The 26,818-nt window shown below is 42.9% G+C and carries 24 protein-coding genes, 1 tRNA gene and 1 pseudogene; 7 read left to right on the forward strand and 19 right to left on the reverse strand.

Annotated elements, in window-relative coordinates:
* The first annotated feature begins 72 nt into the window (after positions 1-72).
* Both mutS and miaE read left to right on the forward strand, forming a co-directional pair.
* Positions 73-2,634 carry a DNA mismatch repair protein MutS gene (mutS, locus tag PSI14_RS07670; RefSeq protein ID WP_273575385.1) on the forward strand — a complete coding sequence of 854 codons (2,562 nt, stop codon included), beginning with the start codon at positions 73-75 and terminating at the stop codon, positions 2,632-2,634.
* A 17-nt stretch (positions 2,635-2,651) separates the two neighbouring features.
* Positions 2,652-3,461 carry a tRNA isopentenyl-2-thiomethyl-A-37 hydroxylase MiaE gene (gene miaE, locus PSI14_RS07675; RefSeq protein WP_273575386.1) on the forward strand — a complete coding sequence of 270 codons (810 nt, stop codon included), beginning with the start codon at positions 2,652-2,654 and terminating at the stop codon, positions 3,459-3,461.
* A gap of 232 nt (positions 3,462-3,693) precedes the next feature.
* On the opposite strand, the gene rpoS is transcribed toward miaE, so the two are convergent.
* The 16 genes and pseudogenes from rpoS to cysJ form a co-directional block, all read right to left on the reverse strand.
* Complete coding sequence (gene rpoS, locus PSI14_RS07680; RefSeq protein WP_273575360.1) at positions 3,694-4,680, reverse strand: RNA polymerase sigma factor RpoS; 987 nt, start codon at positions 4,678-4,680, stop codon at positions 3,694-3,696.
* A 53-nt stretch (positions 4,681-4,733) separates the two neighbouring features.
* The gene (gene nlpD, locus PSI14_RS07685; protein ID WP_273575361.1) at positions 4,734-5,804 is read right to left on the reverse strand and encodes a murein hydrolase activator NlpD; all 1,071 of its coding nucleotides are present in this window, start codon (positions 5,802-5,804) and stop codon (positions 4,734-4,736) included.
* Between the two features lie 151 nt (positions 5,805-5,955).
* Positions 5,956-6,582, reverse strand: coding sequence for a protein-L-isoaspartate(D-aspartate) O-methyltransferase (locus PSI14_RS07690; RefSeq protein ID WP_273575362.1), 627 nt, complete (start codon positions 6,580-6,582; stop codon positions 5,956-5,958).
* Positions 6,576-7,340: a 5'/3'-nucleotidase SurE gene (surE, locus tag PSI14_RS07695; RefSeq protein WP_273575363.1), complete on the reverse strand. Its 765-nt coding sequence runs from the start codon at positions 7,338-7,340 to the stop codon at positions 6,576-6,578. The genes PSI14_RS07690 and surE overlap by 7 nt, the downstream gene beginning before the upstream one ends.
* Before the next feature lie 246 nt (positions 7,341-7,586).
* Positions 7,587-8,049, reverse strand: a pseudogene (locus PSI14_RS07700) (P-loop nucleotide/nucleoside kinase family protein).
* Between the two features lie 234 nt (positions 8,050-8,283).
* Positions 8,284-9,333, reverse strand: a complete 1,050-nt coding sequence (gene truD / locus PSI14_RS07705; RefSeq protein WP_273575364.1) for a tRNA pseudouridine(13) synthase TruD — start codon at positions 9,331-9,333, stop codon at positions 8,284-8,286.
* On the reverse strand, positions 9,330-9,809 hold the full coding sequence (ispF, locus tag PSI14_RS07710; protein WP_273575365.1) for a 2-C-methyl-D-erythritol 2,4-cyclodiphosphate synthase: 480 nt from the start codon (positions 9,807-9,809) through the stop codon (positions 9,330-9,332). The genes truD and ispF overlap by 4 nt, the downstream gene beginning before the upstream one ends.
* Positions 9,806-10,642, reverse strand: a complete 837-nt coding sequence (ispD, locus tag PSI14_RS07715) for a 2-C-methyl-D-erythritol 4-phosphate cytidylyltransferase (protein WP_273575366.1) — start codon at positions 10,640-10,642, stop codon at positions 9,806-9,808. The genes ispF and ispD overlap by 4 nt, the downstream gene beginning before the upstream one ends.
* Before the next feature lie 32 nt (positions 10,643-10,674).
* Positions 10,675-10,977: a cell division protein FtsB gene (ftsB, locus tag PSI14_RS07720; protein ID WP_273575367.1), complete on the reverse strand. Its 303-nt coding sequence runs from the start codon at positions 10,975-10,977 to the stop codon at positions 10,675-10,677.
* A 205-nt stretch (positions 10,978-11,182) separates the two neighbouring features.
* Positions 11,183-11,779: an adenylyl-sulfate kinase gene (gene cysC / locus PSI14_RS07725; RefSeq protein WP_273575368.1), complete on the reverse strand. Its 597-nt coding sequence runs from the start codon at positions 11,777-11,779 to the stop codon at positions 11,183-11,185.
* A complete protein-coding gene (gene cysN, locus PSI14_RS07730; protein WP_273575369.1) occupies positions 11,780-13,222 on the reverse strand; it encodes a sulfate adenylyltransferase subunit CysN in 1,443 nt (480 codons plus the stop codon).
* Positions 13,223-13,233: 11 nt separating this feature from the next.
* Entirely contained in the window at positions 13,234-14,142 is a 909-nt protein-coding gene (cysD, locus tag PSI14_RS07735; RefSeq protein ID WP_273575370.1) for a sulfate adenylyltransferase subunit CysD, read from the reverse strand.
* A 10-nt stretch (positions 14,143-14,152) separates the two neighbouring features.
* Positions 14,153-15,607 carry a siroheme synthase CysG gene (gene cysG, locus PSI14_RS07740; RefSeq protein ID WP_273575371.1) on the reverse strand — a complete coding sequence of 485 codons (1,455 nt, stop codon included), beginning with the start codon at positions 15,605-15,607 and terminating at the stop codon, positions 14,153-14,155.
* A gap of 342 nt (positions 15,608-15,949) precedes the next feature.
* Complete coding sequence (locus PSI14_RS07745; protein WP_273575372.1) at positions 15,950-16,684, reverse strand: phosphoadenylyl-sulfate reductase; 735 nt, start codon at positions 16,682-16,684, stop codon at positions 15,950-15,952.
* The gene (cysI, locus tag PSI14_RS07750) at positions 16,681-18,420 is read right to left on the reverse strand and encodes an assimilatory sulfite reductase (NADPH) hemoprotein subunit (RefSeq protein WP_273575373.1); all 1,740 of its coding nucleotides are present in this window, start codon (positions 18,418-18,420) and stop codon (positions 16,681-16,683) included. Before cysI ends, PSI14_RS07745 begins: the two co-directional genes overlap by 4 nt.
* A gap of 14 nt (positions 18,421-18,434) precedes the next feature.
* Complete coding sequence (cysJ, locus tag PSI14_RS07755) at positions 18,435-20,258, reverse strand: NADPH-dependent assimilatory sulfite reductase flavoprotein subunit (protein ID WP_273575374.1); 1,824 nt, start codon at positions 20,256-20,258, stop codon at positions 18,435-18,437.
* Between the two features lie 299 nt (positions 20,259-20,557).
* On the opposite strand from cysJ, the gene queD reads away from it, so the two are divergent.
* Entirely contained in the window at positions 20,558-20,920 is a 363-nt protein-coding gene (gene queD, locus PSI14_RS07760; RefSeq protein ID WP_273575375.1) for a 6-carboxytetrahydropterin synthase QueD, read from the forward strand.
* Between the two features lie 34 nt (positions 20,921-20,954).
* On the opposite strand, the gene queE is transcribed toward queD, so the two are convergent.
* On the reverse strand, positions 20,955-21,626 hold the full coding sequence (gene queE / locus PSI14_RS07765; RefSeq protein ID WP_273575376.1) for a 7-carboxy-7-deazaguanine synthase QueE: 672 nt from the start codon (positions 21,624-21,626) through the stop codon (positions 20,955-20,957).
* 169 nt (positions 21,627-21,795) lie between these two features.
* Between queE and PSI14_RS07770 the strand changes: the two genes are divergently transcribed.
* Entirely contained in the window at positions 21,796-23,181 is a 1,386-nt protein-coding gene (locus tag PSI14_RS07770; protein ID WP_273575377.1) for an L-histidine transporter HutT, read from the forward strand.
* Positions 23,182-23,272: 91 nt separating this feature from the next.
* On the opposite strand, the gene PSI14_RS07775 is transcribed toward PSI14_RS07770, so the two are convergent.
* Positions 23,273-24,067: an endonuclease/exonuclease/phosphatase family protein gene (locus tag PSI14_RS07775; protein WP_273575378.1), complete on the reverse strand. Its 795-nt coding sequence runs from the start codon at positions 24,065-24,067 to the stop codon at positions 23,273-23,275.
* A gap of 347 nt (positions 24,068-24,414) precedes the next feature.
* Between PSI14_RS07775 and PSI14_RS07780 the strand changes: the two genes are divergently transcribed.
* From PSI14_RS07780 to PSI14_RS07790, 3 genes are read left to right on the forward strand one after another with little or no spacing between them, the layout of a single operon-like run.
* A complete protein-coding gene (locus PSI14_RS07780; RefSeq protein WP_273575379.1) occupies positions 24,415-25,314 on the forward strand; it encodes a HEAT repeat domain-containing protein in 900 nt (299 codons plus the stop codon).
* 33 nt (positions 25,315-25,347) lie between these two features.
* Positions 25,348-26,295 (forward strand): hypothetical protein, encoded by a 948-nt coding sequence (locus PSI14_RS07785; RefSeq protein WP_273575380.1) that lies wholly within the window; start codon positions 25,348-25,350, stop codon positions 26,293-26,295.
* 42 nt (positions 26,296-26,337) lie between these two features.
* On the forward strand, positions 26,338-26,535 hold the full coding sequence (locus PSI14_RS07790) for a hypothetical protein (RefSeq protein ID WP_273575381.1): 198 nt from the start codon (positions 26,338-26,340) through the stop codon (positions 26,533-26,535).
* Positions 26,536-26,687: 152 nt separating this feature from the next.
* Here the strand turns inward: PSI14_RS07790 and PSI14_RS07795 are convergent.
* A tRNA-Asp gene (locus PSI14_RS07795) sits at positions 26,688-26,764 on the reverse strand.
* Between the last annotated feature and the right edge of the window lie 54 nt (positions 26,765-26,818).

The raw sequence follows: 26,818 nt of genomic DNA on the forward strand, positions 1-26,818 counted from the left end.
ATTTAGATGAGTTGACTGAGCGTCGATGGCACAACTAAGTCAACAGGAATAATAGAATTGAATCAAGTCAATATGAAAGAATCTCCAGCAAAGGATTTAGATAGCCATACTCCCATGATGCAGCAGTATCTGCGCCTGAAATCACAGCACCCGGATATCCTGCTACTCTATCGGATGGGAGATTTTTACGAGTTGTTCTTTGACGATGCCAAAAAGGCGGCGAAGTTACTGGATATCTCCCTGACCAAACGCGGACAATCGGCTGGTCAGCCCATTCCCATGGCGGGGGTTCCTTATCACGCAATCGAAAACTATCTGGCAAAACTGGTTCATCTCGGCGAATCTGCGGCGATCTGCGAACAAGTTGGCGATCCTGCAACCAGTAAAGGCCCTGTTGAACGCAAAGTTGTGCGTATTGTCACGCCCGGCACAGTCACTGATGAAGCTTTGCTACAGGAGCGTCAGGATAATCTGCTGGCTGCTATCTGGCATGATAGCCAAGGTTTTGGTTACGCGACGCTGGATATCACTTCTGGCCGTTTCCGCGTCTCCGAAATGACCGATGAAGATACTATTGCCGCAGAATTGCAACGTACCCGTCCTGCGGAATTGCTCTATCCTGAAGCCTTTGGTCATATGGCATTGATAGAACGTTGTCACGGCCTGCGTCGACGCCCAATGTGGGAATTTGAGCTGGATACGGCAAGACAGCAACTTAATTTGCAATTTGGCACCCGTGACCTGATTGGCTTCGGTGTGGAAAAGGCGACGCTTGCCCTACGGGCAGCAGGCTGTTTGCTGCAATATGTTAAAGATACTCAGCGCACTGCCCTGCCTCATATTCGTAGTCTTACGATAGAGCGTCAGCAGGAAACGGTCATTATGGATGCCGCCACCCGCCGTAATCTGGAATTGACGCAAAATTTATCCGGTGGCACTGAGAATACACTGGCTTCGGTACTCGACCAGTGTGTGACACCAATGGGCAGCCGCATGCTAAAACGCTGGCTGCATACGCCAATTCGCAATAAATATGTGCTGGAAAATCGTCAGCAAGCCATTTCCGCATTACAGGAAATCGGTTATGAATTGCAGCCATTTTTGCGTCAGGTTGGTGACTTAGAACGTGTGCTTGGCCGTCTTGCTCTCCGTTCTGCCCGTCCCCGTGATTTAGCCAGAATGCGCCACGCGTTCCAACAATTGCCCGACATTCACCAGATCATGACATCTTCTGATTCCCCTTATATTCAGGCGCTACAGCAGCGGGTGGGACATTTTGATGAATTGCAGGCACTGCTGGAGAATGCAGTTGTCGAAACGCCTCCTGTTTTAGTGCGTGACGGTGGTGTAATCGCCACAGGTTATAATGCCGAACTGGATGAGTGGCGAGCATTGGCCGATGGAGCCAGTGATTATCTGGATAAACTGGAGATCCGCGAACGTGAAAAACACGGCATTGATACCCTGAAAGTGGGTTTCAATGGAGTGCATGGTTACTATATTCAGGTCAGTCGGGGACAAAGCCATTTAGTGCCGATCCATTATGTTCGCCGTCAAACGCTGAAAAATGCAGAACGCTATATCATTCCTGAATTAAAAGAATATGAAGACAAGGTACTGACTTCCAAAGGCAAAGCACTTGCCATCGAAAAGGCCTTGTACGAAGAGTTGTTCGATTTGTTGCTGCCTCATCTTGCCGATTTACAGACCTGTGCCGAGGCGCTGTCAGAGCTGGATGTACTGGCAAACCTTGCTGAACGTGCTGAAACCCTGAATTACACCTGCCCGATACTGACGGATAAAGTCGGTATCCAGATCACTAACGGTAGACATCCGGTTGTCGAACAAGTATTGAGCGAGCCGTTTATTGCTAACCCATTGGCACTCTCATCACAACGCCGTTTGCTGATTATTACAGGGCCGAATATGGGCGGGAAAAGTACCTATATGCGTCAGACAGCTTTGATTACGTTGCTGGCTTATATTGGAAGCTTCGTTCCTGCCGAAAAAGCGGTTATTGGCCCTGTAGATCGCATCTTCACTCGTGTCGGGGCATCTGATGATCTGGCATCAGGACGTTCTACCTTTATGGTGGAAATGACCGAAACTGCTAATATTTTGCATAACGCGACGGAATACAGTTTGGTTTTGATGGATGAGATCGGGCGTGGTACATCAACTTATGATGGTTTATCCCTTGCTTGGGCTTGTGCTGAAAATTTAGCTAACCGCATCAAGGCGATGACACTGTTTGCGACTCACTATTTCGAACTGACAACCCTGCCTGAAAAACTGGAAGGTGTCGTCAATATTCATCTTGATGCTGTCGAGCATGGCGATACCATTGCTTTCATGCACAATGTGCAGGAAGGAGCAGCAAGCAAGAGTTATGGACTCGCTGTTGCCTCGCTGGCTGGTGTTCCGCGCGATGTGATTAAACGCGCCCGTCAAAAGTTGAAAGAGTTAGAATCGCTCTCCAATAACGCGACAGCAAGCCATGTCGATACACCACAATTAACCCTGCTGTCAGAAGAAACCTCTCCGGCCGTTGAAGCATTGGAAAACCTTAACCCAGATACCCTGACACCACGTCAGGCACTGGAATGGATTTATCGTCTGAAAGATATGGTTTAACAATGAATGGAATAGCAATGAATGAAACAGCGATAAATGGAACAACGATAAATGGAACAACAATAAAGTTTGATACCAATCTGTTAGCACCCATTTATCAGTTTTTACAGTGCGAAACGCCTGACCAATGGGTAGAAAAGGCTCGGCAACCCGAAAACTTGCCGATTTTGTTGCGCGATCATCTGCTATGTGAACTAAAAGCGGCACAAAGTGCCATGTTCTTAATTCGTAAATATGCTGTTGATCCTGAGAGTGCGGATACGCTGTTAGCTTGGTTTCAGCCCTATGAGGATTTTGCCTATAAAAAAATTGGCGATATCCATTCATTGAAAGGAAAAAACCAAGCCACCAAGCAAATTATTGCCCGGGCAAAATCACCTTATAGCCAGGATCTCATTGATAAGATGGTGTTATTGATTAAAGAAGAGTTGCATCATTTTTATCAGGTATTAGAAATCATGGATGCCCGAGGAATAAGCTACGACAATATCAGTGCCAGCCGCTATGCTAAATCTCTATTTCAGCATATTACCAATCATGAGCCTTATACGTTGGTTGATAAATTGATTATCGGAGCCTATATTGAGGCACGTTCATGTGAACGTTTCGCAAAATTAGCTCCCCATCTGGATGAGGATTTAGGTAAATTTTATATTTCCCTTCTTCGTTCAGAAGCTCGCCATTATCAAGATTATCTGACACTGGCTCAATCGATATCCAAAGAAGATATTACAGCAAGGGTAAATTATTTTGGTCAGATTGAAGCGGAACTTATTCAAACGACCGATCATGATTTCAAATTTCATAGTGGTATTCCCATTACCTGAAATTAATCTATAAAACCCTCAGTGATAATAGAAATATAAATAAGTGAATAAAAGGTGGGCTTATTTAGCCCACCTTTGAATTACTATAGGATTACTACCTAATATACTTTATCTTTCTAATTGCCACTTCGTGAATTACTTTCACACATTCCTATCATCCAGTTATCACTGTTTCTGGAAATACATTTATTTTCCACTACGCTGCAATTTGAAATTTCTCAGGTATAAAGAATTAAGTATGGAATAATGATTCCATATTCAAACCTTGGGTATGCAATATATCTCTAAGACGACGCAATCCCTCAACTTGAATTTGACGAACTCTCTCCCTTGTTAATCCAATTTCTCGCCCAACATCTTCTAATGTTTCTGCTTCGTATCCAAGCAACCCAAAACGACGGGCTAGTACTTCGCGCTGTTTTGCATTCAGTTCAAACAACCATTTCACAATGCTTTGTTTCATATCATCATCTTGAATGGTTGTTTCCGGCCCTGAATCATTTTCATCAGATAAAGTATCCAATAATGCTTTATCTGAATCACCACTAATTGGTGTATCGACAGAAGTAATGCGTTCGTTAAGCCGCATCATACGGCTCACGTCTTCAACGGGTTTATCCAGTTTGTCCGCAATTTCTTCGATACTGGGTTCATGATCCAATTTGTGTGCCAGCTCTCTTGCAGTACGTAAATAGACATTCAACTCTTTGACTATGTGAATAGGCAGACGAATTGTGCGCGTTTGATTCATGATGGCACGTTCAATTGTTTGACGAATCCACCATGTTGCATAAGTAGAAAAACGAAAACCTCTTTCAGGATCAAATTTTTCCACCGCACGAATAAGCCCAAGGTTACCTTCTTCAATCAGATCTAGCAGTGCCAATCCACGATTGCTGTAACGGCGGGATATTTTTACAACCAACCGCAAGTTACTTTCAATCATACGTTGGCGTGCAGCAATATCTCCCCGCAATGCCCGTCTGGCAAAAAGAACCTCTTCCTCTGCTGTCAGCAGAGGTGAGAAACCAATCTCTCCTAGATAAAGCTGTGTCGCATCAAGAACCCGTTGGTTCACTCCTTGCAACAAATCCAAATCTTCATCAAGACCAGTTACATCACTCTCACTTTTCAGCGACACTTCATCAAAGTCATCAGCTTCCATGCTACTTTCGTCTAAGTCCGCATCATCATACAACTCATTAACTTCAAGGCTCATCAGCTGCTCCTACCCATGATAATGCGGGCAGGAGTTTCAGATCCTGCCCCGGTTTATCGCTGCGGAAGATAACGCAGCGGGTTTACGGATTTTCCCTTATAGCGAATTTCAAAATGCAATCTTACTGAACTTGTTCCGGAACTACCCATAGCGGCAATTTTTTGCCCCGCTTGGACATCTTGCTGCTCACGAACCAACATTGTGTCGTTGTGCGCATAGGCGCTTAGATAGTCGTCGTTGTGTTTTATAATTATTAGATTTCCATATCCACGTAATGCATTTCCGGCATAAACCACTTTCCCACGGGCTGTTGCAAATACGGGTTGACCACGACTCCCCGCAATATCAATGCCTTTATTCCCTCCTTGAGAATCAGAGAAACCTTCAAGAATTTTTCCTTCTGCCGGCCATCTCCAACTATTAATGGTAGCAATACCGTTAATAGCGCTATTTATCTCCGTATCTGTTGCTGTAGATACTTTTGAAGCAGTACTGTCGCTAACAGAAATAGTTGCTCTTGGCAACATTTTTTCTGACCTTGGTCTATCAATATTTGCAGGATACGCATTAATTTTTTGAAAATCAACCTGCTTAATTTCAGATTGGGTGCTATTTGATGCTATTAATACACCATTTCTGGAGGTTGCATTACCTATTCTCAGGACTTGACCAACATTTAAGCTATAAGGCTCTAAGATATTATTTTTGTGAGCAATGTCACGAAAATCATCGCCTGTAATCCAAGCTATGTAGAATAAGGTATCTCCGTGTTTAACCGTGTAGGTATTCCCGTTGTAGCTTCCTTTGGGGATATTCCCGTAGTTACGGTTATAGGTAATTTTCCCTTGAGACGAACGACTATTAGCAGCATCATTCACTAACTGACGGTTTCTGGCAGCATGATTATCTGATGCGCGATTCGTTAATATTGGAGGAGCAGAAGATGGCATTGGTGTCGAAATTGATGACGGTCTAGAGAATAATTCTCCGTTTTTCTCCTTATTATCGATATTCACTATCGGGGCAGGGCGATTTGGTGTATTGCTACAACCTACCAGTACAATGCCCATAACGGTACTGGTAATTATCCACTTTATTTTTTTCACTGGGTTTTCTAGATTCATACCTTATTCCCCTATAAAGGCAAATATAAATGCAAATAATGATGATTTATAAAGAAATTTAGAATCACAAAAGATTTTAAGCGAAACATTTTGCTTAATTTCAGAAAAAAGAACAGCTAATTTGAAATTAAATCTCAAATAAGTTAGCTGATTATGCTAGCTCGCCTTGAATTAGGGGTACAAAACGGACGGGTTCGATAACGTCGCCATGAAAATCATTCCCATAACGATGTACCACTTTCAGTGACTGAGTACGCTCACCGACAGGCAAAACCATCACGCCTCCATCGGCAAGCTGATGGATCAGCGCCTGTGGAATTTCTGGTGGCGCGGCGGTGACAATTATAGCGTCAAAAGGACCTTTTGATGGCCATCCATCCCAACCATCACCGTGGCGGGTTGAGATATTGTGGAGGTCGAGTTGCTTTAGTCTGCGCTTAGCCTGCCACTGCAACCCTTTAATCCGCTCCACGGAAAAAACGTGTCTGGCTAGGTGGGCAAGTATTGCTGTTTGATAACCTGATCCTGTTCCAATTTCCAATACATTGGATTCAGGGGTTAAATTCAGCAACTCTGTCATGCGAGCAACAATATAAGGTTGCGATATGGTTTGACCATGACCAATGGGTAGTGCGGTATTTTCATATGCTTTATGAGCAAGGGCTTCATCTACAAAACATTCCCGAGGTACTTTAGCAATAACCTCCAACAAGTGTTCATTGTTAATTCCTTGCTGACGCAATTGCGCCAGCAGATTTTTCATTGACCGGTTTAACATTCCCCAATATCCCCGACTTTTGCTAACCAATCACTTATCAGCTCTTGGGCTTTATAAGCCGTTAAGTCTATCTGCAAGGGAGTAATGGAAACAAATCCTTCTTCTACCGCCGCAAAATCCGTTTCAGGCCCAAAATCACTCTTTTCTCCCGGAGGGCCTATCCAATAAAGCATATTGCCTTTGGGATCTTCCAGAGTATAGACTTGCTCAGCCGCACTGCGGCTACCACACCGGGTCACCCGAAATCCTTTGATTTGTGCAATGGGAATATCAGGCACATTAATATTCAGAATATTGCCTGCCCTTAATGGCGTTTTTTGCAGCAAAGTTAATAAACGTACTGTCACTTCTGCCGCTGTTTCATAATGTTTATCGCCATTGAGCGATATCGCCAGTGCAGGTAACCCTAAGTGGCGCCCTTCCATAGCAGCCGCAACCGTACCAGAGTAAATTACGTCATCACCGAGGTTAGGGCCACAGTTGATGCCTGAAACGACAATATCAGGACGAGGATGAACCAGATTATTCACGCCCAAATAGACACAATCCGTCGGTGTACCTCCCTGAACGGAAATATCACCATTTTTCAGTGTGTTGGTACGCAAAGGGCGATCCAGTGTTAAGGCGTTCGATGCACCACTACGGTTGCGATCAGGTGCAACTACCTGAACATGATAGTGTTTCCGTAATGTAGCCGCTAAGGTTTGAATACCCGGTGCGGTGACACCATCATCGTTACTCAGCAATATCCGCAGCATTGATATATCTCATTGATTTTATTAAGAGTGACATAAGTGGATACTATATATTGTCCTGCACGTTGTCCTATTTGATTGGAGTGACCAATAATCAGACAATGTTTGGCTGTTAAGAAATCGATTGATCTTAGCATGACGTTACCAGTTTTGTAGAGCGCTTTGCATTCAGGCTATATAGATGCCAACAAGCAACCACAAGAAAAGCATTAAGGACTCAACAGGCAGAAGTCAGGATAGTATGTAAGTTCAATTATCCTTTCTATAACTATGTAACACAATATTAAAACCCTCCTCTTTCTGAGGAGCAGAAAAATCATGTGTTCCAGATTGGTTACGCAAACGCAAGCGTGCCAAGCAAACTTCATCAGGAACATCAAGAAAATGGAGGCAGTTATCTGCTGCGGTAGCATCAATAATGCCTTTCATCCATTTTCGGTTGGCAATTGTGTTGGCAGGAAAATCGAGTACAACAGAAATTCCGGCCTTTAACAAAGCCATCAAATGATGGTTCCATCGCATTTCTGAGTTTAGATGAACAAAGAATATAATCTGACACTGTTTTCATTTCACTGGCATAAAGATGAGATAACCACTGATCTTCGCTGATAACAATCGTCATGGATTGTTGGGATAGTTTTGCAGAAAGAGTCGACTTCCCCGAAGCAATTTTTCCACACAAGATATGAAGAGTAGGTTTTTCTTTATAGATTTCCAGACATTTATAACTATATGACTTTAAACATATGACTGGAACTATATGACCGGAACTATATGACCGGAACTACGTGACTGGGGCAAGAAAACGCACCCAAGATACCCAATAAAACAGATTAAATCACCCATCTCTTGTGTATCTTGGTATACGGCTGTTATGAAAATATTGTTATGAAGATATTGTTATGAAAATATTGCTATGAAGACATTGTGGGATTAGCTGAAACCATTATTCCGCAATATCCGCAGTGTTGTTTTGATCTTGATTGATCAATTCTCTGACAACGCTGGTTGCAAAGCTCCCCGATGGCAAAGAGAAATAGAGAGTGACAGTTTGGTCATCTTGCCATTCCCAATGCAGGTTAAGGGGTTTTACCAACATTGCCCGACGGGCACTTTCCACGCGCTCACGTTTAACCAACGCCCAAAGAGATTCATATTCCAATAAGCATTGTTGTTCGAACTCTAAAGCCTGATGCTGTGTTCCCAATGCCTTGTCACCCGGCAAAGGAGCGGTTATCTGTAATTCCCCATCCATGACCCGCTGCTGCAATACTGACAATTCTGATTCATCAGCCACAAACCAACTACCACGTCCTGTTAATTGTAATGCATCACCATTTTTTACCTGCTGATGTTCACCCTGTGCGATACGTGTGCTGGCGATAGTATTAAACATAGCGCTCCGACAGGCAGAAAGATAAAAACTGCGGCGACTGCGTTCTTTAACATGGATTTCATCAGCCGCCCAGCGCTGAGCCTGAACCAAATTTTGTCCACCTCGCCCGAAACGCTGTTCACCAAAGTAATTCGGCACACCAGTTTGCGCTATTTGCTGCAAACGTTTTTCCACAGATTGTTGGTCAGAGATTTCTCTTAATACCAAAGTGAAATCATTGCCTTTCAATGCACCAATCCGTAGTTTGCGTTTCTGACGGGAAGTTGCCAATATTTCACAACCTTCAAGTTGAAATGCCGTTAAATCCGGATCCTGTTTTCCCGGCAAATGCAGGCAGAACCACTGTTCCGTAACTGCACTGCGATCTTTCAAACCCGCATAACTGACAGAACGAGCCGGAATTTTGGCAAAACGAGCAAGATTATCCGCTACAAATTGGGTATTACATCCCGTTTTACGGATATGTACCATTAAATGTTCGCCTTCTCCATCAGGAGAAAATCCTAAATCTTCGCGAACAATAAAATCTTCTGGTGTAGCTTTAACAATACCGCTCGCTTCCGGTCGGCCATGAAGCCAATGTAATTCACTCAATATCATGCTGATTCCTTTACCAACAAAGCGACTGCTTCGCAGGCAATACCTTCTTTACGACCAACAAATCCCAGTTTTTCTGTTGTTGTCGCTTTAACGTTAATATCATCCATATGGCACTCAAGATCCTCTGCCAGATTAACCCGCATCTGGGGAATATGCGGCAACATTTTCGGAGCCTGTGCAATAATGGTGATATCCAGATTTCCTATCCGATAGCCCTTTGCACGGATACGACGATAAGCTTCTTTCAGTAATTCACGACTGTTCGCGCCTTTAAAGGCCGGATCGGTATCAGGAAATAATTTACCAATATCTCCCAGTGCCGCGGCTCCCAATAGGGCATCTGTGGCAGCATGCAAAGCGACATCACCGTCTGAATGGGCAATTAATCCTTGCTCATAAGGAATGCGGACACCGCCAATGATCAATGGCCCTTCTCCGCCAAATTTATGCACATCAAAACCGTGTCCAATTCTCATACGATAGATTCCTTAGATTTTCGGGATAGGTAAAATTCAGCCAGTGCCAAATCTTCAGGTTGAGTCACTTTTATATTGTCCGCCCGTCCATTGATCAGTACGGGACGATAGCCACAATACTCCAGCGCCGAAGATTCATCGGTAATACAGGCTTGTTCTGCAAGTGCTTTGATCAAGCAATCACGCAATAGCTGCAAAGGGAATAATTGTGGGGTCAGGGCATGCCAAAGCCCGTTGCGATCAACGGTATGAGCAATCAATGTGTGGTTAGTTGTGGATGGTTCTTTTTCCACTGATTCTTTTTTCACTGATAGAGATACCATACGTTTCATGGTATCCCTCACTGGAGAAGCCAAAAGGCCACCGCATACGTCAGGGGATTCTGCACGGTGATCAATAAGCCGCAGCAGGCTATCGAGATCATTTCTATGAAGACAAGGGCGGGCGGCATCGTGCACCAAAACCCAAATTGCCTTGTCTGTAGGCAAACCAACCAAATAATCCAATCCAGCCAATACCGAATCGGCTCGTTCTTCACCACCAATGACTGTCGCAATTCTTGGATCAGAAGCGATAGGTAATTGCGCAAATTGGGTGTCAGCAGGATTCAACACAATAATAATGCGTTGTATACGAGGATGCTCAAACAATGCCGCCACGGTATGTTCAAGAATAGTTTTTCCGGCAATATCGAGATACTGTTTTGGGCAATCAGATTTCATCCGACTACCGATGCCCGCAGCTGGGATCAAGGTAATAATTTCATGATCTTCAACAAAGGCATTGCCGGAAAGAGAAACATCAGCTGGGGAATGAAGTCGTGACTTATTCATTTCAATTATTATTTACTGTTTTAATGTAAAAGCTATTTTGCATTATGTTTTGAGGTATCAGGCACTATACGATAAAAAGACTCTCCTGGCTTGATCATGCCCAATCCATTACGAGCGCGTTCTTCAATCGCCTCCAGATTCCCTTTAAGATTCCTGAGATCCTGAACTTCAGCAAATAGCTGCTCATTATTTGCCTTAAGTTTAAGATTATTCGCCTCTTGTTTCTCAACTTCGGCCTTGACCTGCATATAATCGTGAATACCATTTTTTCCGAGCCACAGCGAATACTGCAACCAGCCCAGTAGAACCAGTAATAGTAGCGTTAACTTACCCATCTCCCCCCCTGAAAACCCGCTAATCATCCCATAACTGAAAGCATGACGCTACTTACTCTCACAAAACCAGCCAAAACATCATTTCAAAATATGATTTCATTTCATGGCATCATAAAAATGCATTGAATTAAATAAGTAAGTGTAGAAACACATTATTCTACTAACAATAATAATGTGTTTCATGATGGTCTGTTAGGTGTGGTCGTTAAGCTGGCAGGAGACCGCGGTTTTTCAATACAAAAAGTAATTTTTCAATCAAAGAATCTACAGGCTGTGAGCCATCCAAATGTACATCTGGCTGTTCGGGAGCTTCATAAGCAGCATCAATTCCAGTGAAATTGCGCAATTCTCCCGCTCGTGCTTTTTTATATAATCCCTTGGGATCACGGGATTCACATACCGCCAGTGATGTATCGACATGCACTTCAATAAATTGACCTTCTTCCATTAATTCGCGTATTTTTTGCCGTTCTGCTCTATGGGGAGAAATAAATGCCGTCAATACAACCAGCCCTGCATCAACCATCAATTTTGAGACTTCACCGATCCGCCTGATATTTTCCTGCCGATCGATTTCAGAAAACCCCAAATCACTGCACAGACCATGACGAACATTATCGCCATCCAGTAAGTACGTTTTGACTCCCTGTGAAAATAATGCCTGCTCCAATACGCCTGCAAGGGTAGATTTTCCTGAGCCAGATAGCCCCGTGAACCAAATCACCAGTGCAGGATGTCCATTTACACTTTCTCGCTGTGCCCGATTCAGGGCATGTGAATGCCAGACAATATTCTGAGCCACTTATTTTCCTCCCAGTAGATCACGTACTCCCCAGTGAGGGAAATGGCGGCGAACTAATTGGTTAAATTCCAGTTCAAATTCACTGTATTCTTTAGGCTCTTCGTAAACATCTAGTTGGATTTCACGCACCAACCCCGCCCCCACAGTCACATTGGTTAAGCGATCAATCAGGATGATGCCACCGATATCCGCATTTTGTGCATAGCTGTCGAGCAGTAATGGTTCATCAAATGAAAATTCCACCAGCCCTATTGCATTAAGGGGTAATTCGATCGCAACCTTTTGAGTCAAATTGTTAATATCTACCTGATATTGGATGTTGTCGATTTTCCCCCGGCTTTTCTTGCCGGCAACTTTGATATCCAGACTTTGCCCTTGAATCAGCGGCTGTTCTGACATCCAGACAACATCAACTAAAGCATGGCGAGCCACTTTCATTTGATTGTCAACGGCGACCAGCAAATCACCACGGCTGATGTCTATTTCGTCCTTTAATACGATGGTGATAGCTTCTCCGGGCACTGCAAATGTCAGATCCCCGTTAAAAGTGACAATTCTTTCCACCGTAGAAATAACACCAGATGGCATAACTTTAATTTGCTGCCCTTGCCGTAAAATCCCTGACGACAATGTGCCGCTGTATCCACGAAAATCAAGATCAGGGCGATTCACATACTGTACGGGAAAACGCAGAGGCTGCTCCGTCGCTTTTGTTTTTACGTCCACAGATTCTAGGATACTCAATAGCGTTTTCCCTGTATACCACGCCATTTTTTCGCTGTGACTAACGATGTTATCCCCTTCCAATGCCGAGATTGGAACGAAATAGATATTGAGGTCAGTAGGTAATTGTGCCGCGAAATTCAAATAATCTTGCTTGATCTGTTCAAATATATCTTGTTGATATTCAATCAAATCCATTTTATTGACTGCCACTACCAAGTGACGAATACCCAGTAATGTACTGATAAAACTGTGACGACGGGTTTGTTCCTGAACACCTTTTCGTGCATCTATCAATAAAATGGATAGCTCACTGGTTGAGGCGCCTGTAGCCATATTGCGGGTATATTGTTCATGTCCCGGAGTGTCCGCAATGATGAATTTACGCTTTTCCGTGGAGAAATAGCGGTATGCCACGTCAATGGTGATGCCTTGTTCTCGCTCAGCAGCCAATCCATCAACTAATAACGCCAAATCGAGTTTTTCACCCTGAGTCCCTATTCGCTTGCTATCACTTTGTAAGGTTGCAAGTTGATCCTCATAAATTTGGCGGGTGTCATGCAGCAAGCGGCCAATGAGTGTACTTTTACCATCATCCACGCTGCCGCAGGTCAAAAAACGCAGTAACCCTTTTTCCTGCTGTACCCGAAGATAGGCTTCAACTCCGCCTTGCTGCTTGATCTGACTAGCAATGATTTCATTATGTGCAAGTGCTGGCATATCTGGACTCCTCAAAAATAACCCTGACGCTTTTTCAGTTCCATAGATCCTGACTGATCACTATCAATCAAGCGCCCTTGCCGTTCGCTGGTGGTTGATATCAACATTTCTTCTATGATTTCCGGCAACGTTTCTGCTTCTGATTCCACAGCCCCAGTCAACGGCCAGCACCCCAGTGTTCTGAAACGCACCTTGTGCTGGCTAATCACTTCCCCGGCTTTCAGGTCGATTCGATCATCATCAACCATGATCAATGTTCCATCACGCCGAACAACCGGACGGGATTTAGCAAAATAAAGGGGTACGATATCAATCTGTTCCAGATAGATGTATTGCCAGATATCCAGTTCTGTCCAGTTGGATAACGGAAAGACACGGATACTTTCCCCTTTGTTAATCTGGCCGTTATAGTTGCGCCAAAGTTCAGGGCGCTGATTTTTGGGGTCCCAACGATGGGAACGGTCACGGAATGAGTAGATGCGCTCTTTGGCCCGTGATTTTTCTTCATCACGCCGTGCTCCGCCAAATGCGGCATCAAAGCCGTATTTATCCAGAGCCTGCTTCAACCCTTCTGTTTTCATGATATCGGTATGTTTTGCACTGCCATGAATAAAAGGATTAATTCCTAATGCCTCTCCTTGTGGATTGCGGTAAACCAGCAATTCAAAGCCATACTTTTCCGCTGTGCGATCACGGAAGTCATACATGTCCTGAAATTTCCAGCCTGTATCTACGTGCAATAAAGGGAATGGCAGTTTTCCCGGATAAAACGCTTTACGTGCAAGGTGCAGCATCACAGAGGAATCTTTGCCAATCGAATAGAGCATGACAGGGTTGGCAAATTCAGCAGCTACTTCCCGAATGATATGGATACTTTCAGCTTCAAGTTGTTGTAAGTGTGTCAGTCTTTTTTCGTCCATTGAGCATTCCTTATACTAAATCAATCACAGCAGGGCGATTTACTTGACCAGCAGCATTTTCTTGTTCAATTAATTGTGTTTGAACAATAGATTGCTGTTCAAACCATGCTATCTGATGGTGGAGTTGAGCCACTTCTCCGACTACCAGCAAGGCGGGGGATGGCGCTTCTTGAGCCAATCGTTCCAGCTCGGATAAGGCTCCGGTCAGTACCTGCTGTTCTGGACGAGTGCCACAACCAATTACAGCAACGGGGGTGTTACCGTCTCTACCATGTGAAATCAACTTCTGGCTGATTAAAGCGGCTTTTATGGTCCCCATGTAAATTGCCAGTGTTTGATTGCCTCGCGCCAGCGCAGGCCAATCTAATTCACTGCCATTTTCACGGCAGTGTCCTGTAATAAAGGTGACGCTTTGCGCGTGCTCCCGATGGGTCAATGGGATACCCGCATAAGCAGAAGCTCCCAACGCTGCTGTAATGCCGGGTACGACTTGAAAGGGTATCCCCTCTGCGGCCGCAATTTGTAGTTCTTCGCCACCACGACCAAAAATAAATGGATCGCCACCTTTCAGGCGAACCACTTTTTTCCCCTGATTCGCTAATTTGACGATGAGTGCATTGGTTTCTTCCTGTGCCACTGAATGATTGCCCGCTCTTTTCCCGACACAGATTTTGTCTGCATCACGGCGAACTAATTCCAGAATTTCTGTACTCACCAAATGGTCATAAAGAACGACGTCAGCCTGCTGGATCACCTGCAAACCTTTTAATGTCAAAAGCCCCGGATCGCCCGGCCCTGCACCTACCAGAGCCAGCTCACCTTGGGTATGAGTATCATTTTGAACCAATTGCTGTTCAAGTTGCTCTTCTGCCTGTTGTAATTGCCCATTGGCAATCAAAGTGGCAAAACGCCCATTAAATGCCTTTTCCCAAAAGTGACGTCGCTGATGTATGGAGCTAAAGCGCTGTTTCACTCGTTCCCGCCAGCGCCCCGCAATATTTGCCATCGTACCAAGGCTAAATGGAAGCAGGGATTCCAACTTTTCCCGCAATAATTTTGTTAATACCGGAGATTTTCCAGCCGATGAGATCGCCACCATAATCGGCGAGCGATCTATGATCGATGGGAAAATGGCTGAACAGAGTGGTTGGTTATCTACGACATTGGTCAAGATAGCGCGCTTATTGGCTTCTGAAAAAATATGTTGGTTTAGATTGTGATCGTCCGTCGCGGCAATCACCAAAAATACGCCATCAAGATATTCTGTTTTAAACGTTCCCTGTAACCACTCAAATTCTCCTTTTTGATGACGCTGTTGCAGTTCTACATGCAGTTCAGGAGCAACAATCGTTAATGCTGCTCCGGTACGAAGCAATAAGTTTGCTTTGCGGGAAGCGACTTCTCCGCCTCCCACCAGTAATACAGCTCGGGTTTTGAGCTCAATAAATAAAGGTAAATAGTCCACGATACCATCCCGTGTTAGAGCCTATTTCATGATATACCCAAAGGGTTTCAAGCTACGCAAATAACCAAACAGCAACCTGAAAAAATAAAGGGTATGAGCTCTTCATTATTATGATGACTAAAGGATGAATATATGAGGCCGTGATCAAGTTATGAAATGACAAAAAGTAATTATTTGTTCCTGAATTGCATAAGCTGATTTTTTATTGTGTTAAATACCAAATGTTACAAAATCAATAATGTTACAAAACCAATTAAGCAAGATATTCCGCACACACGAAAGCAGCGCTTCTTTTAAAGATTCGCTGCCCAGTAGAAAATTGCTGTTATCTATAATATTAAATTAACTCTCGTGCAAACCACACTCACGCTTTAAACCAAAAAAGCGAGTTTGTTCTTCATTCATGCCCGGTTCCCATTTTTGGGTGGTATGAATGTCCCCTACAGAAAGGTAGCCCTGTTCCCATAATGGATGGTATTCGAGACCATATTTTGTCAGGTATTGATGTACCTGCCGATTATCCCAATCAATAATGGGCAGGATTTTGAAAATACCCCGTTGAATTGCCAGCACAGGTAACTTGGTACGGCTTTCTGATTGCTGGCGACGCAAACCTGCAAACCAGCTTTTCGCTTGCAGCGTTTTCAATGCCCGATTCATCGGCTCAACTTTGTTGATTTGATTATAACGTTCAATTCCTTCTATTCCCTGTTCCCATAACTTGCCATAACGTGTTTCTTGCCAAGCCGGAGAGTGGCCTGCACGAAAAATCTTCAAGTTCAGGTTGAGTTTTTCAGTCAGCTTATCGATAAATTGGTAGGTTTCAGGAAATAAATACCCCGTATCGGTAAGAACCACAGGAATCTCAGGATATTCCTGTGTCACAAGATGCAAGCAAACTGCCGCCTGAATGCCAAAACTAGAGGAAAGCACAAATTCGCCGGGTAGATGTTCCAATGCCCATCTCACGCGCTCATGAGCATCCAGCAATTCCAGTTGTTGATTGATTTCTGCCAATGATGTGGTTTGCTGCTCTGGTGTCAATGCCACCAGATCCGATAAATTCAGCCTGCTCATACTGCCTCCTGCCAGTCGTAAAAATCGACGGCTGGGTTCAATACTGGCTTGATAATATCAGCGCGGATCAGGAAATCACCGAAACATTCATCGACATGGCGTTCTGATGCCCAACGACCGATTAATTCATCCAGTATTTCAAGGATCTCTGCTGAGGTGATATTTTCCCTGTACATACGGGGAATTCGGTCACCAATGCGGTTCCCACCAAGATGCAGGTTGTAACGATCAGGCGCTTTACCCACCAGCCCAATTTCTGCCAGCATCGCCCTGCCACATCCATTGGGGCAACCAGTGACACGCAGTACGATCTCTTCCCCCCCCACACCATGCTTTTCCATCAACGCATCAATATGGTCGACAAAAGCGGGCAGGAAACGTTCTGCTTCGGCCATCGCTAATGGGCAAGTAGGAAATGAAACACAAGCCATAGAGTGATGGCGCAGAGTTGTCACGCTATCATCAATTAAGCCATGAGCACGGGCAATTTCTTCAATCCGCGATTTTTCACTCTCAGGTATCCCCGCCACAATCAGGTTTTGGTTAGCCGTCAGACGAAAATCTCCTTTGTGGATTTTCGCAATTTCTGCAATCCCTGTTTTTAATGGCTTGTTGGGATAATCCAGCAAACGACCATTTTCAATAAATAAGGTCAGATGCCATTGATCATCAATCCCTTTTAACCAACCAATTTGATCACCGCGACTTGTAAATTCATATGAGCGAATTGCTTCAAATTTCACGCCAGCGCGTTTTTCAACCTCTTGTTTAAAGGTTTCGATACCCACACGTTCAAGGGTATATTTGGTTTTCGCATTTTTACGCTCGGTTCGATTCCCCCAGTCACGTTGGGTTGTAACTATCGCCTCCGCAATTGCCAGTGTGTGCTCCAGTGAAATAAAACCAAATTCGCTCGCCAGACGTGGGAAGGTTTTTTTATCGCCGTGGGTCATGGCTAATCCCCCGCCCACCAGCACGTTAAAACCAATCAATTGGTCATTGTCTGCAATAGCGACAAAGTTCATATCGTTAGCATGCAGATCTACATCATTTTGTGGCGGAATAACCACTGTTGTTTTGAATTTACGTGGCAGATAAGTGGCACCAAGAATAGGTTCTTCATCGGTTGTCACGATTTTTTCTTTATCCAACCAGATTTCAGCATATGCGTTGGTACGGGGTAGTAGGTGTTCCGATATTTTTTTCGCCCACTCATAAGCCTGTTGGTGCAAGGCTGATTGCACTGGGTTGGATGTACACAAAACGTTACGGTTGACGTCGTTGGCAGTAGCCAGTGAATCTAACCCTATCTGTGCCAATAATTGGTGTGCTGGCTTGAGGTTATTTTTTAAGATCCCATGAAACTGAAATGTCTGTCGGTTAGTCAATCTAATGCTGCCATACAATGTATTTTCCGCCGCAAACTGATCAATGCCCAACCACTGGTTGGGGGTAATAATTCCCCCCGGCAAGCGACAACGCAACATCATGGCATGGCGCGGTTCGAGTTTTTGTTCTGTGCGTTCCGCCCGAATATCACGATCATCCTGCTGATACATTCCATGAAAGCGGATGAGGAGGAAATTATCGCCCTCAAATCCACCTGTCAGCCCATTTTTTACGTCTTTGCTAATCGTTCCCCGCAGATAATTACTGTCCAACTTCATGCGTTCACTGTCTGCAAGTTTGCCTTCAACGATCAAAGGACCTTGTTTTTCTTTGCTCACATTGCTCATGTTAATTGCTCACGTTAATAAACATCTCTTTGATAACGGCGTTCAAGGCGCAATTCACTCAAGAATTCATCAGCCTGCTCAGCATCCATGCCACTATGTTGTGAAATGATGTCCAGTAGGGCTTGTTCTACATCTTTTGCCATGCGATTCGCATCGCCACATACATACAGATGAGCGCCATCCTGAATCCAGCGCCAGATTTCTTCTCCCTGTTCATGTATTTTGTCTTGTACATACACTTTGTGCTGCTGATCCCTTGACCATGCCAAATCAATACGGGTCAATAAGCCATCTTTCACGTAACGCTGGAATTCAACCTGATAAAGAAAATCTTCGACAAAATGCGGGTTACCAAAAAACAACCAGTTTTTTCCTTCGGCACCCTGACTGTCACGATGTTGCAAAAATGCCCTGAACGGCGCAACACCCGTTCCCGGCCCAATCATGATAACGGGTGCACCCGAATCAGCCGGTAAGCGAAAGTTGTTGTTTTGCTCGATAAAAACCCGGATGTTGTCATCTTCCTGCAAGCGATCCGCCAAATAACCTGACGCTCCGCCTGTACGGGCACGCCCTTCAATGTCATAACGAACCACTCCTACGGTAATATGGACTTCGTTTTCCACTTCAGATTGTGCAGAGGAGATGGAATAAAGCCGTGGTGCCAGTGGACGCAATAAATCAATAAATTGCTGGGCTTCTGGGTGTGCAGCAACAGCTCTGACCATATCTACAATCGGTGTTCTCTGGGCGTATCGCTGCAATGCTTGTTTGCTTGCAACCAATGCCAACAGTTTTTCATCTTTCGCCAATGCGGCATATTTCTCAACAATCACGCCGGTATTCTGGGTCAGCTCTACATGGCTGATCAGAGCCTCACGCAGTGGAAGTGACTTTCCATGCACATTGACTTGTTCTGAACCTTCCAACCAAAGCAAGGCGATTAATTCATCCACTAAAGCCGGATCATTTTCAAACCAAACGCCAAGGGCATCCCCTGGCTGATAGCTCAATCCTGAATCCCCCAAATCAATTTCAATATGGCGAACATCTTTATCAGATCCACGTCCCGTGATTTTCTGGTTAACCGACAGAGTGGCTGTTAGAGGCGTTTCTTTGGTGTGCGCTGAAATGGTCGGTGAAAAAGCTATTGATGATGAAGCTATTGATGATGAAGAAGCTATCGGTGAAATGGCCGGTTTTGCCTGCACTGGCAAACGCTGTTTCAAAATCCCCGTAATTTTCTGACACCATTGATCAGCTTGTTCTTGGTATTCCACATCAGCATCAACACGATCCAGCAAACGTTGTGCCCCAAGCTTATGCAAACGACTGTCAAAATCTTTCCCTGCCTGACAGAAATTTTCATACGATGTATCCCCAAGCCCAAATACGGCATATTCCGTCTCTTTCATTGACGCGGCTTTTTTGGAATAGAGATATTTATGTAGTGCTACAGCTTCCTCAGCAGGATCACCTTCACCTTGTGTCGAAGCAATAATAATCAATACACGCTCTTGGGAAATTTGCTTAAATTTATAGTCACCTGCGTTAATCAGATTTACTTTGAGATTTTCAGCCAATAGTGAATCTCTCAGTTGTTCAGCTAAACGACGGGCGTTGCCCGTTTGCGATGCAGAGAGCAAAGTCACTGTTTCTTGATCGGAAACAACAGATGATTCCGTCTCAGTTTGTGGTTGGTGATTCACCATTCCCCAAAAATAGCCAGACAACCAAGCTAGTTGATGTGGTGAGAAATCATTAATTGCAGATTGCAAGCGTGATAATTGTTCTGGAGAAACAGGTAGTAATGCAATTGAAGGTGGTTTTGTGGTCATTTTCCCAGTGCCCTTTGCTATATAGCCGCTATCCATGTTGTAAAAAAGCATGTTGTAAACAGCATATTGTAAATAGGTAGAAATCATAAACATGGATTAATTATCAGGTTATCCCAAAATAGGAAAGGTATTTAAAGAAAGGATCGCAATATCTCATAACCAAAACGCCTAACTTTATTTACAGATTTAATATATCGATAAAGTCGTTAAGGATTGCGCTTTTTATCTCCAGAAAAAAAGCGTTAAGCTTGTAAAGTTCAGGTAGAATAGCCGACCTTTTGAAATCAGGGGAAAGCATAATGAGTACAACTATCTTTAAAGATTTTCAATTTGAAGCAGCACATCATCTTCCAAACGTGCCAGAAGGACATAAATGTGGGCGTCTGCATGGGCATTCATTTATGGTACGTCTGGAAGTCACCGGAGAAATCGATCCTCACAGTGGCTGGCTAATGGATTTTGCCGATGTAAAAGCTGCCTTTAAACCGATCTGGGAACAGCTCGATCACCACTATCTCAATGAAATCCCTGGGCTTGAAAATCCGACCAGCGAAGTCTTGGCCAAGTGGATCTGGGAAAAGTTAAAACCAACGTTGCCTCAACTCAGTGCTGTTATGGTCAAAGAAACCTGTAGCGCAGGTTGTATCTATCGAGGCAAATAAAAATTCAGCACCAGAATCTGGTGCTGAATGAAATTTAAGCGATATTCAAATACTTATGGGTTTGCATCGAAAAGCGCCAATTACGGGCAATACAGGTTTCGATGCACAGGCGGGTTGCATCTTCTTTCTGACTAATCGGTTGTAACGCAATAACCGGAATAGAATTTCCATCAAGCATAGTCAATAATTCATCCAATGCTTCAATATCGCGCTGCCGTCCGACAGGATGCTTGATTTCATCGGCACGCTTCATGGCCTCAGGCAAAACCTGATATCCTCCGCGCATTTTCACTTTAGGAGAAATCGTCACCCAAGTTTTGTCAGTGCACTGAATCGTATGTGTACCACTTGTCTCTATCTGGCATTGATAGCCTTCGCTTTCCAGTGTTTCCGTCAAAGGACGCAAGTCATATAAGCACGGTTCTCCCCCGGTAATGACAATATGTTTCGCACTGTAGCCTTGACGAGTGAATATATTCAGCAACTGTCTTGCGGTAGCAACACCCCACAGATCACTGTCCTGCGATTTCAGCAAGATATTTTCCATAGGCTGCTGTTTATCAGCTTCTTTTTCCCATGTATGTTTGGTATCGCACCAACTGCACCCTACCGGACATCCCTGTAATCGAATGAAAACCGAAGGCACACCGGTAAACACTCCTTCTCCCTGTAATGTTTGGAAGATTTCATTTATTGGGTAAATCATAAAAAAACTCTGGTTTTAATAAACTGCCCGTTATTATTACAGATATCTATCCCGCGAACATCCATCTTTATGATATCGTACGAGGTTGCTTTTACTGGCATCTCAAGCCAGACAGGGCATCGTATGCCTAAAATACTCTCAGGCATGAAAGGATAGATGGGAATAACGAATGCAAAATAATGAAAATCAGCTTAAACAGGGTCTAAGCGTGCGGCACATTCGCTTCATGGCTTTAGGCTCTGCAATAGGCACGGGGCTGTTTTATGGCTCAGCAACAGCAATACAGCAAGCTGGTCCCGCTGTATTATTGGCCTATTTAATCGGCGGTGCTGCCGTATTTATCGTGATGAGAGCACTTGGAGAAATGGCCGTTCACCATCCAGTTTCTGGTTCTTTTTCGCAATATGCCAGCCATTATTTGGGACCTTTGGCCGGTTTTTTAACGGGCTGGATCTATGTTCTTGAAATGCTGTTTGTTTGCCTGGCTGATATTACCGCATTCGGCGCATATATGAAGCTTTGGTTCCCACATGTTGAACAGTGGATTTGGGTTCTGGGGATTGTATGCTTTATTGGTGCCTTGAATCTGTGTCATGTAAAAATCTTTGGTGAAATGGAGTTCTGGCTTTCGATCGTTAAAGTTACCGCCATCATTGCCATGATTATCGGTGGTCTTGCCATTATGTTTTACGGGTTTGGGCAAGCAACTGAGCATGCAACCGGCCTGTCCAATTTATGGGAACATGGTGGCTTTATGCCAAATGGCATCAGTGGAGTGATAGCTTCACTTGCTATTGTTATGTTTGCTTTTGGTGGCATAGAAGTCATTGGTATCACTGCCAGTGAAGCGAAAAATCCAGAAAAAACGATCCCTAAAGCAATCAACGCCGTTCCATTCCGTATCTTGATCTTCTATGTTTTGACCCTGTGTATCCTGATGAGCATCTATCCATGGGATCAAATTACTCCGAACTCAAGCCCATTCGTACAGATTTTTTCCAATTTGGGAATTAATTCAGCCGCAAATATTCTGAATGTGGTCGTAATTACCGCCGCTATTTCCGCTATTAATAGTGATATTTTTGGTGCAGGCAGGATGATGTATGGTATGGCTCAGGAAGGACAAGCTCCCAAGTCATTCAAGAAATTAACGCGCAATGGTGTTCCATGGATGACTGTTCTTGTCATGATTGCAATTCTGTTACTTGGCGTGGTTCTGAATTATCTGATCCCTAAAGAAATCTTCATTCTTATCGCTTCTGTCGCCACATTTGCAACCGTCTGGGTATGGCTGATGATTTTGGTTTCACACGTTGCCATGCGTCGCCAAATGAGTCCGGAAGAAGTTAAGACACTGAAATTTCCAATCCCGATGTGGCCAATTGCCCCTGCAATTACGATCGTCTTTATGGTCAGCATCATCCTGTTACTGGGCTATTTTGAGCAAACAAGAAATGCGTTATATGTTGGTATAGGTTGGGTATTCATTCTGACTCTAGCCTATTTTATAGGTGTGAAAAAGAAACAGCCAATAACTCGCTCCTCTAATCGGTAACAATCAATCTTGTTCCAAAAGGCGTCGGTAATTATCCGACGCTTTTTTTATCTTTTTCCGCAAAAACAATAAGCCTTTTCGTCAGTTATCATCACAAAGAGAAGTTCACCATCAGGGGGTTATGATCAGAAGCTCCTGTCATTACAACTGCTGCACTCAAAACTTTTAATTCACGATAAAAAATAAAATCCAACGGTTTACCAAAAACAATCGTTCTATGATCATCATTAAAATGCACTTCTTTCAAATGCATACGGCGTGCAAAACGTTCCAGTATTTTTAATCTCTGCCGACTCCATGCATTAAAATCCCCAGCAAAAATTACGGGGCCAGTATGTAAGCTTATGTGAATGCCAATGTTATTAAATTGTCGGCTATAAACATCTATACCAAGACTGAAGTTAATAGCATGTACGTTTATCACCATCAACTGACGTTTATCTGGCAATGGGTAAATCGTGATTAATGATGATTTAGATAACCTGAGTATCGGTTCTTTCTCACGAAGTGGGCAGCAATATATCGGTGAAGATGATGCTAATGTCATCACACCTGATGGATGCTGAGGAATAGCAAATGCAGGAACCTGATCCGCAACCAATCCGCTAGTTGCAATGAATTCCAAGAAAGCAGGGGTCGTTTGCGCCTCTTGCAGTAAGATAAGGTCACTCTTCTCGATTAACGAAGTCAGAACACTTTGCCATAATGGGCGCTGCTGTTTATAAATATTCCAAATAGCGATAGAAAGTTCATTATTACTGGCAAGAAGTGGCTCACCATGTGGTAACGACGCTTCCTCAAGTAATTGCTTAGAACTAGGAAAAACGCGTTCTACAGGCTTCCCCACAACATATCGCATGGCATAGCTTTTTTTCGCGCGCCTCATATTTACAAGTTTTCTTTCATACAGCCTTCTCGCATAGCTTTTTATTGCCAAACTTACCTCCGCCATACGACACCCTATTCGCTACTTAATATGACATACACGTTATTGATTTCAATCTCCTATGCACAAAAAATGGCTCAATGATGAGAGAATAGATTAACAATATGAGTTATTACAATTACTTATAAAAAATTAATATTAAGATCTAATAAATATAAAATTAAGCATTTAATAATATAATTTTACTTGACAAAATAATAACGCAATAATACTGTTTCACTTAGTGGCTATCATACAACCAAAAACTCACTGGTATATATCGAAATCAAAGTATGAAGGAACTGAATATGCCAAAAAATATTTTCGAACAAGATGAGTTGAATAATATTGATGCATATCATTCCCAATTCACTTCATCAATGCTACCTTCAATTAAAACATTAGCGGACTTACAAAAAGCCATTGATGAGGTTATGCATGGAGATAATCCAGATTTTTTGAATATAGCTTCTATACTATCATCACTAAAAAAGGAAGATATTGTAGAAATATTAAATGATATTCTGGAAAAGAGAGAAATTACCTCAAATTATGAAGGGGTATCTGAAGATCATATTTATCTACATAGACAAAATAATTTTAATTTATTAATTAGGCTTATTGGTGATGGTGAGCAAAATACACTTTATACAAATGAATTTGATATTTTTGTCATCAATCCGACAAATACGGAAATAGTAGTCCCTTGCTATGAATTTTGTTCAGAACAAAATATATTCCAAAAACCAAAACCTATCAAAAGAGTTAATGATTGTCATTTTAAACCAAATAAAGTTTATTACTTTGAAGCTTATAAATATATCTTAGATTTTGATTTTGAATCTTCTCCCAATAATTTCGTATTGATTATACATTCTGATCCGAAAGGGTGGATTACATGGATTTATAACAGAGAGACATTAGAGCCAATACAAAGTATCTGTACAAATTTACAGGCATCCAGAATTCTATTATATGTCAGGCTATTAGGAGAGATGAAGGCATCCCAGGCTATTCAATGCATTGAAAATTTAACAACATCCAATTATGCAAACTTTGTACGCTGGGAAGCAGTGCAGAGTCTTTCCAAAATAGCGCCATCCAATTGCCTAGAAATTCTTAAAATACTGGCGGAGAATGACCAAGATCCAATACTTAAACAAGCTGCTATACATAGCCTAGAAATGACAATGGCAAAAAATTGTTAAAAAATGTCATTGCTGGTTCAGGAGAAACAGATTATGACGATAGATAGCACCCCAACAGTCAAAAATGTACTGGATCTTAAAGAATTTCTTGCATTGATAAAAAGTTCAGAGGTCATCTCTCATATAAATAAAAGGATTTATATAGAAGAGGAAATTAATCAAGTAGCTGAATGGCTGTATTCTTATGCCGCCAATAAAGAAGAAATCATTTCTTTTATTTGTTCAGATCTTAGAGATCCAACACAGTTTCAGAAAGAAAATGATATGCAAGCACCTACTTACTTGATTTACAAAGATAAAAGAATCTCTATCAGGATGGTTGTTTGGCTACCGTTGAAAAATCAGTTCGATTTTGTACCACTTCCTTATGGAAAAGCACATGATCATGATTTTGATTTCTGGACTGTTAATTTCTTTGGTAATGGCTATAAAACTAGCCTATATGACTACAACGACAATGACATAAACGGCACAGAGGGTGAATCAGTGACATTGAATTTTTCCGGTGATCGAATGTTATCTTCTACAGGCAATGTCATGTTTTATAGACGAAACAAAGACGTACATATCCAATACCCACCAAAAGATTTTTGCGTATCGTTAAATTTGATAGTGCAACCAGAAACAAAAGTGAGCCAAAATAAACTAATTTTAGATAGTGAAGAAAAACCAACAGAAAACCAACAAGTTATTGCACATATAAAAAAAGGGAGGAAAGAAAGCTATCATGCCCAAGAGTCGCTATTCCACGGATTATTAAAATTAGGTAACGAGAAAAGTCATCAGCTCGCTTTACAAGTAGCCCGTAATCACAGTAGAGATGAAATACGTGCTATTGCCTTTGAGGCTATATTAGACACTGCTGAACGTTCATATAACAAGGACGATATTAGTGATCTCATTGGATTAGTAAATAATGATAAAAGTAGTTATGTCAGAACGAGAGTAAAAGAAAAAATCAAGACTATCTTATCCAAATAAAAGATAAGTCTTTACGAGACTATTGATCAAAGGGGAAATAAAATGAATCATATTGAACAAATTAAAAACAAAAAATCAGGAGTAATTGCAGAAATTTCTCTTACTTCTTTCGGTACCGAAATCTTGCTGGCCGGTGCAGTACCTCACACTCTATCCGGCAACAAAGCTGGTCGTGAAGTAGACGCTGGGGGGTCTGAACGAGGCTATTTATACCCATGTGGTTTATCAGAAAAACAATAAGGTTGCTGATTCAGGTTAGTAAAACCAGTTCAGTAATTCATACACGAGATTTATCAGAATATAGCCATTGAAAACGTTTAACAATCAAAGCAATTTTATTGCAGATAAGAAAAAACCCTGAGATTTCTCTCAGGGTTTTTCTCGAAATAAGGTGGCGGTGCGGACGGGACTCGAACCCGCGACCCCCGGCGTGACAGGCCGGTATTCTAACCAACTGAACTACCGCACCACCGAATTTCTTTCGCCCGGCTGCTTTTTGTGCCGGCAACCGGCGTTTAATTGA

This window comes from Xenorhabdus anantnagensis (genome assembly GCF_028598555.1).
Classification (GTDB): domain Bacteria; phylum Pseudomonadota; class Gammaproteobacteria; order Enterobacterales; family Enterobacteriaceae; genus Xenorhabdus; species Xenorhabdus anantnagensis.